This is a genomic window from Allorhizobium sonneratiae, from assembly GCF_023700755.1.
GTDB lineage: Bacteria > Pseudomonadota > Alphaproteobacteria > Rhizobiales > Rhizobiaceae > Allorhizobium > Allorhizobium sonneratiae.
This window is the reverse complement of the sequence record NZ_JAMKOJ010000010.1, coordinates 107,973-124,684: the sequence shown is the minus strand read 5'-3', so window position 1 is coordinate 124,684 and position 16,712 is coordinate 107,973. Positions and strand designations below refer to the sequence as shown.

Annotated in this window: 15 protein-coding genes; 7 read left to right on the top strand and 8 right to left on the bottom strand. The window is 59.8% G+C overall.

The genetic code is table 11. The features are described 5' to 3' along the window. Positions 1–28: 28 nt before the first annotated feature. The 4 genes from NAC44_RS17360 to NAC44_RS17345 all read left to right on the top strand — a co-directional run bounded on the left by NAC44_RS17360 (position 29) and on the right by NAC44_RS17345 (position 4,345). Positions 29–889 carry an ABC transporter permease gene (locus NAC44_RS17360; protein ID WP_250942816.1) on the top strand — a complete coding sequence of 287 codons (861 nt, stop codon included), beginning with the start codon at positions 29–31 and terminating at the stop codon, positions 887–889. Positions 890–900: 11 nt separating this feature from the next. Next, positions 901–1,692 carry an ABC transporter permease gene (locus NAC44_RS17355; RefSeq protein ID WP_250942815.1) on the top strand — a complete coding sequence of 264 codons (792 nt, stop codon included), beginning with the start codon at positions 901–903 and terminating at the stop codon, positions 1,690–1,692. A 278-nt stretch (positions 1,693–1,970) separates the two neighbouring features. Next, the gene (gene nspC / locus NAC44_RS17350; protein WP_250942814.1) at positions 1,971–3,068 is read left to right on the top strand and encodes a carboxynorspermidine decarboxylase; all 1,098 of its coding nucleotides are present in this window, start codon (positions 1,971–1,973) and stop codon (positions 3,066–3,068) included. Between the two features lie 38 nt (positions 3,069–3,106). Beyond that, positions 3,107–4,345: a saccharopine dehydrogenase family protein gene (locus tag NAC44_RS17345; protein WP_250942813.1), complete on the top strand. Its 1,239-nt coding sequence runs from the start codon at positions 3,107–3,109 to the stop codon at positions 4,343–4,345. A gap of 125 nt (positions 4,346–4,470) precedes the next feature. Here the strand turns inward: NAC44_RS17345 and NAC44_RS17340 are convergent, their stop codons facing one another. From NAC44_RS17340 to NAC44_RS17325, 4 genes are read right to left on the bottom strand one after another with little or no spacing between them, the layout of a single operon-like run. After that, on the bottom strand, positions 4,471–5,361 hold the full coding sequence (locus NAC44_RS17340; RefSeq protein ID WP_250942812.1) for a dihydrodipicolinate synthase family protein: 891 nt from the start codon (positions 5,359–5,361) through the stop codon (positions 4,471–4,473). A 23-nt stretch (positions 5,362–5,384) separates the two neighbouring features. After that, positions 5,385–6,515, bottom strand: a complete 1,131-nt coding sequence (locus NAC44_RS17335) for an iron-containing alcohol dehydrogenase (protein ID WP_250942811.1) — start codon at positions 6,513–6,515, stop codon at positions 5,385–5,387. After that, positions 6,512–7,564, bottom strand: coding sequence for a 4-hydroxythreonine-4-phosphate dehydrogenase PdxA (pdxA, locus tag NAC44_RS17330; protein WP_250942810.1), 1,053 nt, complete (start codon positions 7,562–7,564; stop codon positions 6,512–6,514). The genes NAC44_RS17335 and pdxA overlap by 4 nt, the downstream gene beginning before the upstream one ends. Then, the gene (locus tag NAC44_RS17325) at positions 7,554–8,729 is read right to left on the bottom strand and encodes a four-carbon acid sugar kinase family protein (RefSeq protein WP_250942809.1); all 1,176 of its coding nucleotides are present in this window, start codon (positions 8,727–8,729) and stop codon (positions 7,554–7,556) included. The genes pdxA and NAC44_RS17325 overlap by 11 nt, the downstream gene beginning before the upstream one ends. 416 nt (positions 8,730–9,145) lie before the next feature. Here NAC44_RS17325 and NAC44_RS17320 point away from each other — a divergent pair, with 416 nt between their 5' ends. Continuing rightward, entirely contained in the window at positions 9,146–9,925 is a 780-nt protein-coding gene (locus NAC44_RS17320) for a FadR/GntR family transcriptional regulator (RefSeq protein WP_250942808.1), read from the top strand. A gap of 88 nt (positions 9,926–10,013) precedes the next feature. On the opposite strand, the gene otnC is transcribed toward NAC44_RS17320, so the two are convergent. Genes otnC through ltnD form a run of 4 tightly spaced genes read right to left on the bottom strand, consistent with a single transcriptional unit; the run spans position 10,014 to position 13,638 of the window. Continuing rightward, positions 10,014–10,652: a 3-oxo-tetronate 4-phosphate decarboxylase gene (gene otnC / locus NAC44_RS17315; protein ID WP_250942807.1), complete on the bottom strand. Its 639-nt coding sequence runs from the start codon at positions 10,650–10,652 to the stop codon at positions 10,014–10,016. Beyond that, positions 10,649–11,911, bottom strand: a complete 1,263-nt coding sequence (gene otnK / locus NAC44_RS17310) for a 3-oxo-tetronate kinase (RefSeq protein WP_250942806.1) — start codon at positions 11,909–11,911, stop codon at positions 10,649–10,651. The genes otnC and otnK overlap by 4 nt, the downstream gene beginning before the upstream one ends. 21 nt (positions 11,912–11,932) lie before the next feature. Beyond that, positions 11,933–12,709 (bottom strand): 2-oxo-tetronate isomerase, encoded by a 777-nt coding sequence (otnI, locus tag NAC44_RS17305; protein WP_250942805.1) that lies wholly within the window; start codon positions 12,707–12,709, stop codon positions 11,933–11,935. Positions 12,710–12,711: 2 nt separating this feature from the next. After that, positions 12,712–13,638: an L-threonate dehydrogenase gene (gene ltnD, locus NAC44_RS17300; RefSeq protein WP_250942804.1), complete on the bottom strand. Its 927-nt coding sequence runs from the start codon at positions 13,636–13,638 to the stop codon at positions 12,712–12,714. A gap of 292 nt (positions 13,639–13,930) precedes the next feature. On the opposite strand from ltnD, the gene NAC44_RS17295 reads away from it, so the two are divergent. Together NAC44_RS17295 and NAC44_RS17290 are read left to right on the top strand one after the other, a co-directional pair. Further along, on the top strand, positions 13,931–14,941 hold the full coding sequence (locus NAC44_RS17295) for a LacI family DNA-binding transcriptional regulator (RefSeq protein ID WP_250942803.1): 1,011 nt from the start codon (positions 13,931–13,933) through the stop codon (positions 14,939–14,941). A 432-nt stretch (positions 14,942–15,373) separates the two neighbouring features. Continuing rightward, complete coding sequence (locus NAC44_RS17290; RefSeq protein WP_250942802.1) at positions 15,374–16,663, top strand: ABC transporter substrate-binding protein; 1,290 nt, start codon at positions 15,374–15,376, stop codon at positions 16,661–16,663. Positions 16,664–16,712 lie beyond the last annotated feature (49 nt).

The following is a 16,712-nucleotide window of genomic DNA, read 5'->3' as shown; positions in this document are numbered from 1 at the left end:
CCCTTCTATTTCATGACCGGATGACTTCATGCCTTCGCGATCTGGCCTGTTTCTGATGCTGCCGCCGCTTGTGGCACTCATCCTGTTCGGCTTGCTGCCGCTGATGGTGGTGGTGAACTGGAGTTTCTGGACCTGGGACCCGGTGACCTACTGGATCAAGCCGGATTTCAGTGTGGCCGCCTATGGCGAAATCCTGCAGGCGGGCCGCTGGAGCGTGATTGTCGCCACGTTGTTCAAGGCGGCGCTGACGGCGATCATCTGTCTTCTGCTTGCCTATCCCGCAGCCTATGCCGTGCATTTTCTCGGCAGCAAGCGTTGGGGTCCGCTGCTGCTCGGCCTGATGACCATCCCGTTTTTCACCTCCTATCTGATCCGCGCCTTTTCCTGGCGGCTGGTTCTGGGGCGAACGGGGGTGATCAACACGCTGTTGCAGGAAAGCGGCCTGACCCATGCGCCGATCGACTGGCTGCTGTTCAGCGATTTTGCCGTGATTGTCGGGTTGATTGCCTCCTATCTGCCCTTCGCCACCTTTCCGCTGCTTTTATCCATGCGCCGGGTCGATCAAACGGTGCTGGCAGCGGCTGAGGATCTTGGCGCCGGTTTCTGGCGCCGGTTTTTCACCATTCTCCTGCCTTTGACCCGCTCAGGTCTGTTTGCCGGGTTTCTGTTCGTTTTCGTCATGGTCTGCGGCTCCTCGACCGAGGTGCAGATGCTGGGCGGCGCGGGGGCTTCCATCGTGACGGTGATGATCAATGACGTGATGCGGGTGGCGAATTATCCGCTCGCCTTTGCCATCTCGACAGTGGTTCTGGTGGTGATTTTCGCGCTGGTGCTGATCGGCAACCGTCTCTTCGGTCTGGCCGCCCTGTTTGAGGATCGTTCGGCATGACACAATCGGCGATGAGATCGTCTGATGGGCTCTTAAACCGGCTGCTGATGTGGGTCATCACCGGGATCGGGCTGGTGCTGATCTATGCGCCGCCGCTTTATCTGCTGGCTGTCTCGTTCAATTCCTCGCTGCAACCCGGCCTTCCGGGTCTGTCACAACTGACGCTGAAATGGTACCGCGACCTGCCCGCCGATCATGCTCTCACGGCAGCGCTGCAACAGTCGGTGATCGTGGCGCTGATCACAGCGGTAGCCGCTACCATGCTGTCGTTGCTTGCGGCTCTTGCCTATTTCGAGTTTCGCCGCCGCCGGTCCATCTGGTTCATGGCGATGATCCTGCCGATGTTCGTGCCCGGGGTCATTCAGGGGCTGACACTGTCAACCGTGTTTTTCCGCTCCGGTGTCAAAGCCTCTGTCCTGACGCTCGCCTGCGGCCATCTGCTCTGGGCCATGCCCTTTGCCTTCATCGTCATTCTCACCAGTTTTTCCGCCGTCCGGCCTGCCTACCTGATGGCGGCAGCCGATCTGGGCGCCAGCGGCTGGCGGCAGTTTCGCGATATCACCCTGCCTTTGATCCGGCCCGGTCTCACCAGCGCCTTCATTTTCTCCTTCCTGCTGTCGCTGAATGAATTTACCCGCGCCTATTTTCTCGCAGGACGGCAAAATACCCTGCCGGTGGTGCTGTTCAGCCAGATGAACAGCGGAGCGTCGCCCGTGATCTACGCCGTCTCCGGCAGTATTTTTATCCTGTCGGTGTTCATCGTCATGCTGATTGCGGTGTTTGCTCGGCCCAACGGAGCCTGAAATTCTTTAGGATTTTGTTTCCACATCGGTTGTTTCCGAAAACCGGTTCCTACTTTTCGGCCGATGATCTAAATGAAGATTTTTACCAAAAATGACCGGATGGCTTGCCTTTGACAGGTAAATTTCATAGAGCCATGCCAAGATAGGTTTTTGTCAAACCGGATCGCGGTTTCGACATAGACAATGAATGACAGGGCGATCTGTATACGTCATCTCCGGGCGTGTGCAGGTCGCTTTTGCGTCGATATGACGATGATGCTTGGCAAAGGGGTTCGCCTGTGATCCAGACACCATATTACCTGATCGACAAGAGCAAGCTTTTGCGCAACATGGAAAAGATTGCCGAATTGCGGCAGAAATCCGGGGCAAAGGCACTGCTGGCGCTGAAATGTTTCGCCACCTGGTCGGTCTTCGATTTCATGCGCGACTACATGGACGGCACGACCTCCTCCTCGCTCTATGAAGTGCGTCTTGGCCGGGAGAAATTCGGCAAGGAAACCCATGCCTATAGCGTGGCCTATGGCGACAATGAAATCGACGAGGTGATTTCCCACGCCGACAAGATCATCTTCAATTCCATCGGTCAGCTGGAGCGTTACGGCGACAAGGCCTCCGGCATTGTGCGCGGTTTGCGGCTCAATCCACAGGTCAGCTCGTCGAGTTTCGATCTTGCCGACCCGGCCCGCCCCTTCAGCCGGTTGGGCGAATGGGACAGTGGCAAGGTGGAAAAGGTGATGGACCGCATCACCGGCTTCATGATCCATAACAATTGCGAAAACAAGGATTTCGCCCTGTTCGACCGGATGCTCTGCGACATTGAAGAGAAATTCGGCCCGCTGTTGAAGAAGGCAGACTGGGTGAGCCTTGGTGGCGGCATTCATTTTACCGGCGAGGATTATCCGCTCGATCAGTTTGCCGAACGTCTGAAGCGGTTTTCCGGTGATTATGGCGTGCAGGTCTATCTGGAGCCGGGCGAGGCTTCGATCACCCGCTCGACGACGCTGGAAGTCTCGGTGCTCGATACGCTTTATAATGGCAAGAACCTCGCCATCGTCGACAGCTCCATCGAGGCGCATATGCTTGACCTGTTGATCTACCGCGAAACCGCCAAGATCGAGCCGAATGTGGGCGATCACCCCTATATGATCTGCGGCAAATCCTGCCTTGCGGGCGATGTCTTCGGCGAGTTTCGCTTTGACGCACCGCTGAAGGTTGGCGACCGGATTTCGGTCCAGGATGCCGCTGGCTACACAATGGTGAAAAAGAACTGGTTTAACGGCGTGAAAATGCCGTCAATCGCCATCCGCGAACTGGATGGCAGCATCAGGACGGTCCGTGACTTTACCTATACGGACTTTGAACAAAACCTCTCCTGAGGTTTCTGACGATTGGACAAAAGGAGCAGATCCGCAACATGAGAAAGAACGTCCTTATCATCGGCGCCGGCGGCGTCGCGCAGGTCGTGGCGCATAAATGCGCGCAGAACAACGACGTGCTCGGCGATCTTCACATCGCCTCCCGCACCAAGGCCAAGTGTGATGCGATCATCGCCTCGGTTCACGAGAAAAAGGCGATGAAGCAGGCGGGCGTTCTTGAAGCCCATGCGCTCGATGCGCTCGATATCGAGGCAACCAAGGCGCTGATCAAGACGCTTGGCGTCGAGATCGTCATCAATGTCGGCACGGCCTTCCTCAACATGTCGGTGCTGCGCGCCTGCATGGATACGGGGGCTGCCTATATCGACACCGCCATTCACGAAGAGCCGAACAAGATCTGCGAAACTCCGCCATGGTACGGCAATTATGAGTGGAAGCGTGCCGCCGAATGTGAAGAGAAGGGCATTACCGCCATTCTCGGCGCCGGTTTCGATCCGGGCGTCGTCAATGCCTATGCGCGCCTGGCCAAGGACGAATATCTCGACAAGGTCACGGATGTCGATATCGTCGATATCAATGCTGGCAGCCACGGCAAATATTTCGCCACCAATTTCGATCCGGAAATCAATTTCCGCGAATTCACCGGCGTCGTCTATTCCTGGCAGAAGGGCGAATGGCAGGTGAACAAGATGTTCGAGATCGGCAAGGATTACGATCTGCCGGTCGTCGGCACGCGGCGCGCCTATCTCTGCGGCCATGATGAGGTTCACTCGCTGTCGAAGAACATGGATGGCGCCGATGTGCGCTTCTGGATGGGCTTTGGCGACCACTATATCAATGTCTTCACCGTGTTGAAGAATCTCGGTCTGCTCTCCGAACAGCCGGTCAAGCTCGCCGATGGTTCCGAAGTCGTGCCGCTGAAGGTGGTCAAGGCCTGTCTGCCTGATCCGGCCTCGCTTGCCCCCAATTATGAGGGCAAGACCTGCATTGGCGACTACGTCAAGGGCTTCAAGGACGGCAAGGAAAAGACTGTCTTCATCTACAATGTCGCCGACCACAAGGACGCGTATAACGAAGTGGGCAGCCAGGGCATTTCCTACACCGCCGGCGTACCGCCAGTTGCCGCCGCCATGCTGGTTGCCACGGGTGAGTGGGATGTGAAGAAGATGGCGAATGTGGAAGAACTGCCGCCGAAGCCCTTCATCAACCTGTTGAACAGGATCGGCCTGCCGACCCGCATTCAGGATGAAGACGGCGACCGCGCTGTCGCGTTCTGATTGACCTTGCAGCAGATATAAAACCTGTCAGCTTCAGCGTTAGAGAGCGTTTCCGTGTGTCACGGAAACGCTCTACAGCGCCATGCTGACCGAAAAGGTCGAGGTCTTTGGCCCATCTCTGTTTTTCAGTGAACGGCCTCGACATAGGTCTTTGAAACCTCAGCCACCTTGGCCGCGACATCATCGGTGACGATGGCCGGGCCGCGGCTCTTGCCGACATCCGGCATGGCGCTGGACAGCGCCCGCTTCACCATGGTTGGCGGGAAGCCGTGGGCGTAGAGATCCTTGCGCAGATTGCCATAATGGGCCTGACGCGCTTCGGCGGTGTCGAGATCGCCGGCGGCAAACGCCGTATAGATGGCGTTCAGCGTGACGGGCGCGATGTTGCCGAGGCCGGAAATGCAGCCCGCCGCACCATTCTTCAGGCCATGCAGGATCAGGTGATCGGGGCCGACCAGCACCGAGAAATCCTCCCGGCCTCTGGCAATGGCGAGATAGCCGTCCAGGCTGTCCTGCGAACCGGCGCTGTCCTTGATGCCGATGATGTTCGGGTGGCTGGCAAGGGTTGCCGCCGTTTCCGGGGCGATCGTGTTGCCGGTGCGCGCCGGGATATTGTAGAGATAGACCGGAACCGTCAGCGCATCGGCCACGCGGGTGTAATAGGCGATGAGTTCGTCCTGAGAGCAGGCGATGAAGGAGGGCGTGACGACTGAAACCGCCTTGACGCCAAGCCCCTGGACAGCGCGGCCGAGCGCAATCGTCTGATGCGTCGAAATCTCGCCAATATGGGCGAGCACCGGCACACGACCGGCGGCAGCCTCCACCGAAATGGCCGCAACCTTCATCTTTTCCTCAAAGGACAGCGTGTAGAATTCGCCATTGGTGCCGGCGCAGAACACGCCGTTTCCGACCTTGGCCTGGCGCTCGACCTGGGCGGCGAGTGCCTGCGGGTTCAACTCCTCATCGGCGTCGAACGGCGTGACGATGGCGGCGAAGGGACCTGTGATCTTGGACATGGGCTTGCTTTCGTTTCTTGATATCAGGCGGCGGCGCGATAGATGGCCAGAATGTCGGCCTCGGAGAGGTCGCGCGGATTGTTGTCGAGCAGGCGGCGGATCGCATGGGCTTCGCGGGCCATGACCATCATGTCGCTTTCCGTAACGCCATAGGCGGAGAGCCGCATTTCGCAGCCGAGATCGCGACACCAGCCATGGGCGGCGGCAAACACCGCGTCCTGATCGCAGGAGGCGGCAAGCCCCAGCGCCGAGAGAATGAGCGCGGTCTTTTCCGGCGCGACCGGCGCGTTATAGGCCAGCACATGCGGGAAGATCAGCGCATTGGCCGCACCATGCGGCACATGGAAGCGCGTGCCGAGCGGATAGGCGACCGCATGACCGGCAGCCGTATTGACCGGGCCAAGGCAATAGCCGCCATAAAGCGAGGCCAGCGCCAGACCGGCGCGGGCTTCGCGATGATGGCCATCCTGCGCAGCGACCGGCAGCCAGCGGCCGACGAGCCGGATGCCTTCCAGCGCGTAAAGATCGATCAGCGGATGCGCCTTCTTGTTGGTGAAGGCTTCAACGCAATGGGCCATGGCATCGACGCCGGTGGCAACCGTCAGCGCCTTTGGCATGCCAAGCGCCAGATCCGGATCGACAACGGCAAGATCGGCCAGCATGTGCAGGCTCTGGACGGCGCATTTCGCCGAGGTTTCAGGATCGGTGACGAGGGCGCGGGTGCCGATTTCGCTGCCTGTTCCGGCAGTTGTCGGCACCTGCACCAGCAGCGCGCCCTTGCGCCTGACCTTTTCCGGGCCGACAACCTCCATGAAGCTCTGGCCCGATTTGGGCAGCACCGCCGCCAGCTTGGCCAGATCCATGGCGCTGCCACCGCCGAAGCCGATTACGGCCTCCGCGTCGACGCTTTCGGCAAGCTCCAGCACGGCGGCGAGATGGCCTGTATCCGGCTCGCTTCTGAGATCGGACCAGACAGTCGGCTGAACGGTGAGGCCAAGCACTTCGATGCGTGCTGCATTATGCGGATCGGAGACCACGAGCACACGGCTGATGCCGCGCTCGGCAAGCCAGCGTCCGACGTCTTTCACCGTGCCGGCGCCGAAGATGACGCGGGCGGGCTGGGGCAGGTCGATGGGGGTGATGAGCGTGTTCATGCGGCCTCTCCCTTGCTGGCGGCGCGTACGGAAGCGAGCTTCAGGGCGTAATCGATGGCTTCGAGCAGGCTCGATTCGCTGGCAATACCCTTGCCGGCAATGTCGAAGGCCGTGCCATGATCGACGGACGTGCGGATGATCGGCAGGCCGAGCGTGATGTTGACGCCCGACAGCGCATCCCAGGTGCCGGTTTCCGGATTGACGTTGAAGCCCAGAAGCTTCACCGGGATATGACCCTGATCGTGGTACATGGCGATGACGGCGTCATACTGACCGGCGCGCAGCTTGACGAAGACGGTATCGCCCGGCACCGGCCCGACGACATCGAAGCCTTTGGCGACGAAATCCGCAATCACCGGCTCGCTGACATCGATATCCTGACGGCCGAAGAGGCCGCCTTCTCCGGCATGGGGATTGAGAGCGGCAACGGCGATGCGCTTGCGCGTCAGCCCAAGGCCGCTCAGCGCCTCATGCGTCAGATTGATGACATAGGAAAGCCGCTCCGGCGTCAGGCGTTTCGGCACATCCTCCAGCGCCACATGGGTCGAGACATGGCTGACGCGCATATTGCCATGCGCCAGCATCATCACCGAGCCTTTCGATCCCGTCAGATGCGCCAGCATTTCGGTATGACCGGCAAAGTGGAAACCCGCCTTGTTGAGGCTTTCCTTGTTGAGCGGTGCGGTGACGATGCCGTCGATGCGGCCAGCAAGCGACAGCGTCACGGCCTGCTCGACGGCGTGATAGGCAAAGCGGCCGCCATCTTCCGACAAGACACCCCACTCGATCGGCGTGCCCTCGGGGCAGGCCTGCAGCGCCGACAGGGCTGGCCATTCGGCGTCATCCGCCGTGACGGTCGGGAAAGAGACATCCGAACCCAGGGCGACGCGGGCCTTTTCCAGCGCGGCATTGGAGCCGATCACGGCGAGCTTGAACGCGCCCGCCTCAAGCCGCGGTTTCAAGGCCGCCGCAGCCTTGACGATGATTTCAGGGCCGATCCCGGCGGGATCGCCCATGGTAATGGCAAGTTGCGGAGCCTTATGTGTCATTTTCCACCTTTTGGGTCTGAAATTCGGGCTTCAGGAGCCGCTGAAAAAGATCGGGCGCACCAAAGGCGCCGGATTTCGAAATCACGGTCACGCCATCGAAACGGCCTGCCGAAATGCGCGAGACCGGAATGCCGGGCATGATCTCACCCTTCACGACAAGCTTGTCGGCCTGCAGGGAGCGGCAGAGCGCCATCAGCGTTTCGCCGCCGGACACGATGAGCGTTCCGGGCGGATCAAGCTGCCTTGTCAGCGCATCGAGAAGAGAGGCGATCTTTGCCGCCGCCACGTCCCGGGGCAGACCCTCGGGCAGGGTGGGCCAGACCAGCGCCACGCCGCGGCTTGCCAACCTGTCGCCGATCCTCTCGGCCAGATCGGGGTCGCCGGGCATTGCGGCCAGCACATGCTCCGGGCAGGACTGCAATTGCGCCTGTGTCACCGGATGACCCGTGCCGAACAGGCCCAGCACCGGACGGGAAAGCGCGGCAAGCGGTGCGGCAGACGGTCTTGATGGCGACAGCGCTTTGGCGAGACCGGCACTGCCGACCCACAGGACGCGACCTGTAAACCTGTTGCCAGCCGCGACGATCTTTGCAAGATCCTCATCACTCTCGGCATCGACAATCGAAAGCCCTGACGGGATTGGCCCGCCCGGCTGACAGTGATTAAAGGTGCGGTCACGGCCTGCAAAGTCCTTTGCCAGGCTGGTGGCGCAGGCCGTGGCTCCGTCTGCGCCGAGAACATATTGCCGCCCGCTGCGCGTCACGCGGCCCTGCGCCGGAAAGGCAGGCGCAATCACGGTGGCATCGGGGCGAAAATGGTCGATTGCCGCGAGAATTTCCACTGCCGGATTGCCGCGCAGCAGGCTGTCAATTTTGATAAAGGCCTGATCCGGCAAGATATTACCCGCAGCCTGTAGCATGGCCGTGACCGTGGTGGACGCGGTTCTGGCATCGACCTCACGTGTGCCTGTCGTCAGGGCGATATCGCTGGAAACCGGCGCGGAGGGCCTGTCCCATCGCACATCGATCGGGCGGTCGGCTGAGGCAAATTGCGCTGCCGTATCGAGGGCGCCAGTCAGATCGTCGGCGATCAGAAACAGACGGTGACGGCCCGGTTGCGGCGCATTCATCGGTTTGGTCACGCTTGTTTCGCGCTCAAAGCACATGTCTGCCTCACTCCTCCTGGCGCCCCAATGCCGGGGAGGATATAAGGCCGACAGCAAAAACTTGTCAATATGTTGTAAATTAAAAATGACAACTCACTCTATCAGCTTTTGGCTGTGTAAACGGATGGGCCGACTATTTCATCTCCTGTCGTTGCTCTTTCCGGTTGGCCTGTGAGAACGTATGTGAATAAAATCTATAAAAATCAATAGAATGAATAGAATTTTGTGGAGCTTCGTTTGTAGCCCTGCGGCTCCGCTCAAAACAGATGTTTGTGCAGACTGTCGCAGAATAACAGCCGGACTGGTCCGGAATTGTCAGCTGTAATTTACATGTTGACAAGATGGCTCCATGCTTGTTTAGCTGTGTTCACATCATCAAGTGAGAAATGTATATGGACCGGCCAGTGGCAAAAGAGGTGGAACCAGCAGCCGCTGATGCTGAAGACAAGACAGGCGCAGGACCGCTTACAAGCCCGCTTACAGGCACGTTGGCCAGTCCGTTGGTCGAGCGCGTCTATCGCCGGTTATTGAACGATATTGAGCAGGGTGTTTTTCCCGTCGGTCGGCGGCTGCCGGGAGAAAATGAGCTGGCAACACGGTTTTTCGTGTCGCGACCGATCGTGCGGGATGCGCTGCAACTGCTTCGCGACGGCGGCATCGTGTTTTCGCGTCGTGGATCAGGCACTTATGTTCATAAAGTGCCGGAGAAGGAAACGCCCGTTCAGGGGCCGGCTTTCGCCCCGGTCGAGACGATTGCCGATATTCAGCGCTGCTATGAGTTCCGCCTGACGATTGAGCCAGATCATGCCTATTGGGCAGCCAAACGCTGGAATGAGGAGCGGTTGACGGCAGTTGAGACGGCGCTTCACCAGATGCAGGCGGCGACCCAGGCGCATCAGCACCGTGAAGATGCCGATTTCAGCTTCCACACCGCGATTGCGGCTGCGTCCAACAACCATTATTACGTCACGGCGATGCTGGCGCTGCGTGACCATGTCGGTGTCGGAATGAAATTTCACGGTCTGGCGCTCAAAGCCCCCGGCGACGGGCTTGAGCATGTCTTCCGCGAGCACAGTTCGATCTATCAGGCCATCCGTGACCGCGACGCCGAGCGCGCCCGCTCGCTGATGCGGCTGCATCTGGAAGGCTCGCGTGATCGTGTGTTCGGCGGCCAGATGATCGATCTCAAGGCATGACAACCGCAGGCTGGATGGTTCTAAACGGGTGATCTCATTGCGCTGAACGTTCTGCCGGACGTTACCGGTCATGCGAGAGCAGCATGCCTCAGATCGTGCCGGGAAAACGCCGGTTCAATTCGGTGGTTTCCTCGCAGGTGAGCGGTCTGGTTTTTTCGCCGCGCAACATCAGAAACAGTTTCGCCGTCTCCTCCAGCTCTTCCGCCGCGTAGACAGCCTCCGCCAGAGTGGCGCCAGCCACCACCGGCCCGTGATTGGCGAGCAGCACGGCATGGGCATCTTGCGTTTTCGCTGCCACCGCATGGGCGAGCGCCTCGTCGCCGGGCGGATAATAAGGCACCAGCGGCAGCCGCCCCACCCGCATGACGTAATAGGCGGTCAAGGGTGGCAGCACGTTATCGGCATCGAGATCGCACAGGCAGCTGACGGCAACGCAATGGCTGGAATGCAGATGCACCACCGCGCCCGCCCTGGGTCGGGTTCGGTACATCACCCTGTGCAGAAAGGCTTCCTTGGTCGGCGGGTCACCCGCGATATGGCGGCCCTCCGCATCCAGTCTGGCAATTCGGGCCGGATCGATATTGCCCATGGAGGAGCCGGTCGGCGTCATCAGCCAGCCATCTTCCAGCTTCAGACTGATATTGCCGGTGGAGCCTGCGGTCAGACCGCGATCGAACAGGGATTTGGCGAAGGCGGCGATCTCGTCGCGCTGCTTGGTATCACTCATCCGGCAATCTCCAGCGCGCGTTCAAAGAAATCGGGTCCGCCGAAATTGCCGCTTTTCAGCGCCACCTGCAAGGGGTTGACGGCAAGCGTCCTGGTCCACGGCACGCCGGGGGCGATTTCCGTGCCGATGGCCAGACCTTCGATCTTCAGGGCGGAGATCACCGCGCCCGAGGTTTCACCGCCTGCCACCAAAAGACGGGCCGTGCCGTCAGCGACCAGAGCGCTTGCAATCTGAGCCAGCGTCTGTTCCATCATCTCGCCTGCGCGTTCTCGTCCGTAACGCTGCTGATTGGCTTCGACCTCTGCCGGATCGGCCGAGCCGTAGATGACCACCGGCTGCCCCGGCGCCTGCTGGCGGGCAAAGGCGCGGGCGTCTTCCACCACCGGCTTGCCCTCTGCCACTGCGTTAAGATCAATCCTGAGGCTTGGCCACAGCGCCTTGGCGCGGGCAAGCTGCTGCCGCGTTGCCGCCGAGCAACTGCCGGAGAGAATGGCGGTTTTCAACGGCGCGCCCGCTGTTGCGCCCGCTGTCGTTTCCATCCTGCGGGTGATGCCGAAATTGGCCGGCAAGCCCATGGCGAGCGCCGAACCACCGGTTAACAGCCTATGATTGCGCGACGCCTTTCCCAGCGCCCGCAAATGCGCATCCGCCATGGCATCGACAACGACGAAGCGTTTGCCATCCGCCACGGCGGTCGTGAAGGCTTCGGCAATGGCGGTCTCGCCTGCCGCCACCACCTCATGCGGCACGAGCCCGACGGCATGGGCCGACTGCTCGGCCATCAGCGCCACCAGATCGGAACGGCGCATCGGGGTAAGCGGATGATCTTTCATCGGCGAGTCCTGCACCAATTGCCGTCCGACGAAGAGATGGCCGTTGAAAACCGTCCGACCGTTTTGCGGGAAAGCCGGGCAGACCACGGCGATTTCCGCGCCAAGCGCCTCGGCCAGTGCATCGGCCACGGGGCCGATATTGCCTTTCGCGGTGGAATCGAAGGTCGAGCAATATTTGAAGAAAATCTGCTTCGCGCCATGTGCGTTCAGCCAGTCGAGGGCATCGAGTGATTGCGACACGGCCTGATTGGCGGCAATGGTGCGCGATTTCAGCGCCACGACCACGGCCTCGGCGTCCCCCATCGCAAAGCCCGGCCCTGGTATGCCGATCGACATGACAACCGTCATGCCTTCGCGCGCCAGAATACTGGCAATATCGGTGGCTCCGGTAAAATCATCGGCAATCACGCCGAGAAGAAGAGGCATGGGTTTACTCCGTCCTGAGCATCAGCGCCGCTTGAAAGGTTCAAACCATCCAAGCCCCGCGAGCGTGTTGCCACGCGGATTGTATTCGCAGCCGACAAGGCCCGGATAGCCGAGCCGGTCCAGCTCGGAAAACAGGAAAGGATAGTTCAGCTCCTCGCCATCCGGTTCGTGGCGCGAGGGAATGCTGGCGATCTGCACATGGCCGGTAAGAGGCAGGGCCTGTCTCAGCCGCATGGTCACATCGCCATGCAGGATCTGGCAGTGATAGATGTCGAATTGCAGCTTGACGTTGGCGTGGCCCGATTGGCGGATGAAGGCTTCGGCCCTGTCGAAACTGTTGAGGAAATAGCCCGGCATATTACGGGTGTTGATCGGTTCCAGCAGCAGATCGAGGCCTTTGTCGGCAAGCTTTGGGGCCGCGTCATCCAGCGCCCGGCGATAGCTTTTTACGGCATTGGCATCCTCCCAATCGGCTTGCCCTGCCATCATATGCAGCCGCCTGACGCCGGTGGCCTCGGCATAGTCCAGAGCCAGCGCAACGCCGTCCTGAAATTCCTTGAAGCGATCGGGCAGGGCGGCAAGGCCGCGCTCGCCTGCGGCCCAGTCGCCGGGCGGCATGTTGAACAACGCCTGGGTCAGGTTGTTGCGCGAAAGCCGGGCCTGAATGGCCTCTGGCGCGGCTTCATAGGGAAAGAGATATTCGACGGCGGAAAATCCTGCCTCCGCCGCGGCATCAAAGCGGTCGAGAAAGGCCCATTCGGTGAACATCATGGTCAGATTGGCGGCAAAGACGGGCATGATCAATTCGCCTTTTCAGGAAGTCGGGCACCGGAAAGCTGGGCATAAAGCCTGGCCAGCGAGGAATCGTCATCGCGCCCCATGCCAGAACCGGAGGCGGCAAGATAGACTTGCAGGGCCGCCGCACTCAAGGGAACCGGATAGCGCTCGGCGCGGGCCATGTCCTGAATGATGCCGAGATCCTTGACGAAGATATCGACGGCACTGAGCGGCGTATAATCTCCGGCCAGCACATGCGGAATGCGGTTTTCAAACATCCAGGAATTGCCGGCAGACGCGGTGATCACCTCATAGACCTTGGTCAGATCAAGACCCTGCTTGGCGGCAAAGGCGATTGCCTCGCAGGCGGCGGCGATATGCACGCCCGCCAGAAGCTGGTTGATCATCTTGAATGCGGTGCCGAAGCCTGCTTCTGCGCCCAGTTCATAAACCTTTGTGGCCATGGCGTCGAGTGCCGGGCGGGCGGCGGCAAAGGCGGCGTCCGTGCCGGAGGCCATGATCGTCAACTCGCCTTTTGCGGCGCGCGCCGCACCGCCGGAAATCGGCGCGTCGAGATAATGCACGCCTTTTGCCTCCAGCCGGGCGGAGAGCGCGCGGGCAATGGCCGGATCCATGGTGGCAGACGAGATGAAGACCGTGCCCGGACGCATGGCATCGGCAATGCCGTTTTCGCCGAAGAGCACGGTTTCGGTCTGGGCGGCATTGACGACGACCGAGACGACGACATCGGCCGCGCCGATCTCGGCTTTGAGGGTGTCGATGCCGCGTCCGCCTTCTGCGACGAAGCGCGCCACGGCCTCAGCCGAAACATCGGCGCCGAGCACGGTAAAACCTGCTCTTTTGAGCGAAAGCGCCATGCCGAACCCCATGGAGCCGAGGCCGATCACGGCGGCAGTGTTCTTTGTGGCGGCGGCTTGAGAAACGGACATGTAACGTCTCCTTGTAAATCAGAAAATCCATCCCGCCAGATGGGCCGGATGGAGACGGCGAGGCTTCAGCGGTTGACCGTTCTGGCCGGCACGCACAGCGTTGCGACACAGCCGATCACCAGAGAGACTGCGCGTTTGCCAAGCGAGTTCATTTGTTGGCAGCGCTGCCATTTTCTGTAACGGATTTTGGCAGCGCTGCCAATAACTATTCTGGCAGCGCTGCCATTGAATTGCGCCGTCAACGGCGCGATAGACTGGAACCATGATTCCTCCGCTTGAACGGCTCTGACCCATGGACCAGAAAACCGCTGCCATCACCCTCACGGATGTCGCCGAAGCGGCAGGCGTGGGCGAAAGTACGGTGTCGCGGGTGCTGCGCAATCATGGTTCGTTTTCGCAAAAGACCCGCGCCCGGGTCATGGAGGCGGTGGAGCGGCTGGGCTATGTGCCGAACCGGATTGCAGGCGCGCTCGCCTCCACTGGCAATCCGCTGGTGGCCATTGTCGTGCCCTCGCTGTCCAACATCGTCTTTGCCGATCTTTTGAGCGGCATTACCAGAACGCTGGAGACGCGACAGCGTCAGGCCGTCTTCGCCGTCACCGATTATGATCCGGAGAAGGAGGAGGCGCTGGTGGCGGCGGTTCTGGCCTGGCGACCGGCGGCGGTGATGCTGGTTGGCCTTGAACATACTGAAGGCACGCGCCGTATGCTGCGCGCCTCCGGCTGCCGCATCGTCGAACTCATGGACATTGATGGCGAACCGCTGGACATTGCCGTCGGCTTTTCTCATGTGGCTGCGGGCCGGGAGACGGCGGAGCGGCTGATTGCTGCCGGACGGCGCAGAATAGCCTATGTCGGCCATGATCTGGAACGCGACCGCCGCAGTGCCAAACGGTTCAACGGCTTTGTCGAAGGGCTTGGCGCTCAGGGTCTTTCGCTTGCAGCCGTGGAAATCTGCCATGCGCCTTCATCAGTCGGTGCGGGCAAGGCGGGGCTTGCAGCACTTCTCAGGCGACATGGCGATATAGATGCGGTGTATTTTTCCAATGACGATATGGCGCTGGGTGGTTATTTCCACTGTCTCGGCACCGGCCTTTCCGTGCCGGAGAGGCTTGCCATTATTGGTTTCAATGCTCTCGACATCTGTCGCCACACGCCGCAGCCGATTGCCAGCGTGTTGACGCCGCGCATCGAGATCGGAATGCGTGCCGCCGAATTGTTTTTAAGCGACGCGCCTGCACAAAGTCTCGATCTCGGCTTTACCCTGATTACGGGCGGCACGCTGTCTGCAACGACAGGATAATGCGCACGGTGCGAAAGCATGTCGCATGAGGCTGATAAGCCGCAATGTGCTCTCATTCAGCATGTCCGGACGGAAAACTGTTTCACCCGTTTCTCGGGACATAGGTCAGACAACAAAGACAAAGTTCCAAGGGATGCACGCATCCGCAAGCCTATGGTTTTTGACAGGCTTTACCTGGCCAAGCATTTATGCGCTCAGGCTTGCGTAAACGCATGACGAATTTACAAATTTTTTCAGTGTCTTATCTGCTTTTGACGCAAGCGCGATGCTGTAAGGTAGCGCACATTTCAGGTTGGGCGTGGGGTCGGTTTGTCAAGGTAAATCCGGGCTAGAGAAATTTTCAGTAAAAATACCAGTGAATATTGCCGGTGAATTTCTCCTCTGCTATGCTCCCTCATCTCGTTGGATACAGGCTTCGGAAAGGGTGAGGATATGAAGCAGGGACAAGGCCATGGTCGACGCGCAGCGCGCATCTCCGTATTGACAGGGGTTCTGGCGGCGGCGATGACCTTTGCCGCAGGGGCTGCCAGCGCTGCTACTCTGACGGTCTGGTGCTGGGACCCGGATTTCAATGTGCCTGCCATGCAGGAAGCGGCGGCCCGTTATGCAAAAATCAATCCTGATGTGAAAATCACTGTCGATAATATCGCCCAGGAGGACATCAAGCAGAAGCTGCAGACCCAGCTGATGGCCGGTGTCACCGACGGGCTGCCGGATATCGTTCTCATTCAGGACGACAACGCCCAGCGCTTTCTGCAATCCTTTCCCTCGGCTTTTGAGCCGTTGTCAGACGCCATCGACATGAAGAAATTCGCTGCCTACAAGGTGGCCGCGGCAACGCTGAAGGGCAAATCCTATTCGGTACCGTTCGATTCCGGTGTGACCGGCCTGTTTTACCGCACCGATTACATGGAAAAGGCGGGATATAAGCCTTCGGACCTGAATGATGTCACCTGGGACGGGCTGATCAAGATCGCCAAGGATGTCAAAGCCAAAACCGGGCATGACTTCATTGATCTCGATTTCAATGAGGCCGGGCTGGTGCGCGCCATGATGCAATCGGCGGGCAGGTGGTTCTTCAAGCCGGACGGTTCTCTCGATATTCTCGATAATGCGCCGCTGAAGGCTGCGCTCCAGACCTATGCGGATCTGTGGAAAGCGGGCATCGTCAAGCCGGTGTCCGGCTGGTCGGCTTATACCGCAGCCTTTACCGCCGGCGATGTTGTGGCTGTGCCTTCCGGTGCCTGGATGGCCGGAACCATCAAGGGCAGTCCCGATCAGTCCGGTAAATGGGGCATTGCGCCGCTACCGAAGCTTGATGGCGTCAAGGGTGCCACCCATTATTCCAACTGGGGCGGATCGAGCTGGTATGTCTTGACCTCGTCCAAGGACAAGAAAGACGCCATCGATTTTCTCAATAAAATCTGGGCGGGCGATATCGGCTTCTATCAGGATATTCTGGTCAAGCAGGGCGCGGTCGGCTCACTGCTCGCGGCCCGCAAGGGCGATGCCTATAAGGCGAAAGACCCCTTCTTCGGCAATCAGCCGGTCTGGGAGAATTTTTCCGAGTGGCTGGAAAAGGTGCCGTCCGTCGATTACGGCACTTTCACCCAGGAAGCAAACGCCGCCATTCAGGCTCAACTTCCGGCCCTTGCCAAGGGTGGTAGCGTCGATGATGCGCTGAAGGCGATCAACGACCGGGTGGAACAGCAGATCCAGTAATGCGGGATGCAGGGTGCGGGGGCTGATATGTCCTCGCGCTCTGCCTTGG

Bases quoted from the DNA above. Each gene is read 5' to 3' on its own strand.
- NAC44_RS17290 (WP_250942802.1), top strand. From the start codon at position 15,374: ATGAAGCAGGGACAAGGCCATGGTCGACGCGCAGCGCGCATCTCCGTA.
- NAC44_RS17360 (WP_250942816.1), top strand. From the start codon at position 29: ATGCCTTCGCGATCTGGCCTGTTTCTGATGCTGCCGCCGCTTGTGGCA.
- otnC (WP_250942807.1), bottom strand. From the start codon at position 10,652: ATGAGTGATACCAAGCAGCGCGACGAGATCGCCGCCTTCGCCAAATCC.
- NAC44_RS17295 (WP_250942803.1), top strand. From the start codon at position 13,931: ATGGACCAGAAAACCGCTGCCATCACCCTCACGGATGTCGCCGAAGCG.
- NAC44_RS17335 (WP_250942811.1), bottom strand. From the start codon at position 6,515: ATGAACACGCTCATCACCCCCATCGACCTGCCCCAGCCCGCCCGCGTC.
- otnK (WP_250942806.1), bottom strand. From the start codon at position 11,911: ATGCCTCTTCTTCTCGGCGTGATTGCCGATGATTTTACCGGAGCCACC.
- ltnD (WP_250942804.1), bottom strand. From the start codon at position 13,638: ATGTCCGTTTCTCAAGCCGCCGCCACAAAGAACACTGCCGCCGTGATC.
- NAC44_RS17340 (WP_250942812.1), bottom strand. From the start codon at position 5,361: ATGTCCAAGATCACAGGTCCCTTCGCCGCCATCGTCACGCCGTTCGAC.
- otnI (WP_250942805.1), bottom strand. From the start codon at position 12,709: ATGCCCGTCTTTGCCGCCAATCTGACCATGATGTTCACCGAATGGGCC.
- NAC44_RS17345 (WP_250942813.1), top strand. From the start codon at position 3,107: ATGAGAAAGAACGTCCTTATCATCGGCGCCGGCGGCGTCGCGCAGGTC.
- pdxA (WP_250942810.1), bottom strand. From the start codon at position 7,564: ATGACACATAAGGCTCCGCAACTTGCCATTACCATGGGCGATCCCGCC.
- NAC44_RS17355 (WP_250942815.1), top strand. From the start codon at position 901: ATGAGATCGTCTGATGGGCTCTTAAACCGGCTGCTGATGTGGGTCATC.
- NAC44_RS17325 (WP_250942809.1), bottom strand. From the start codon at position 8,729: ATGTGCTTTGAGCGCGAAACAAGCGTGACCAAACCGATGAATGCGCCG.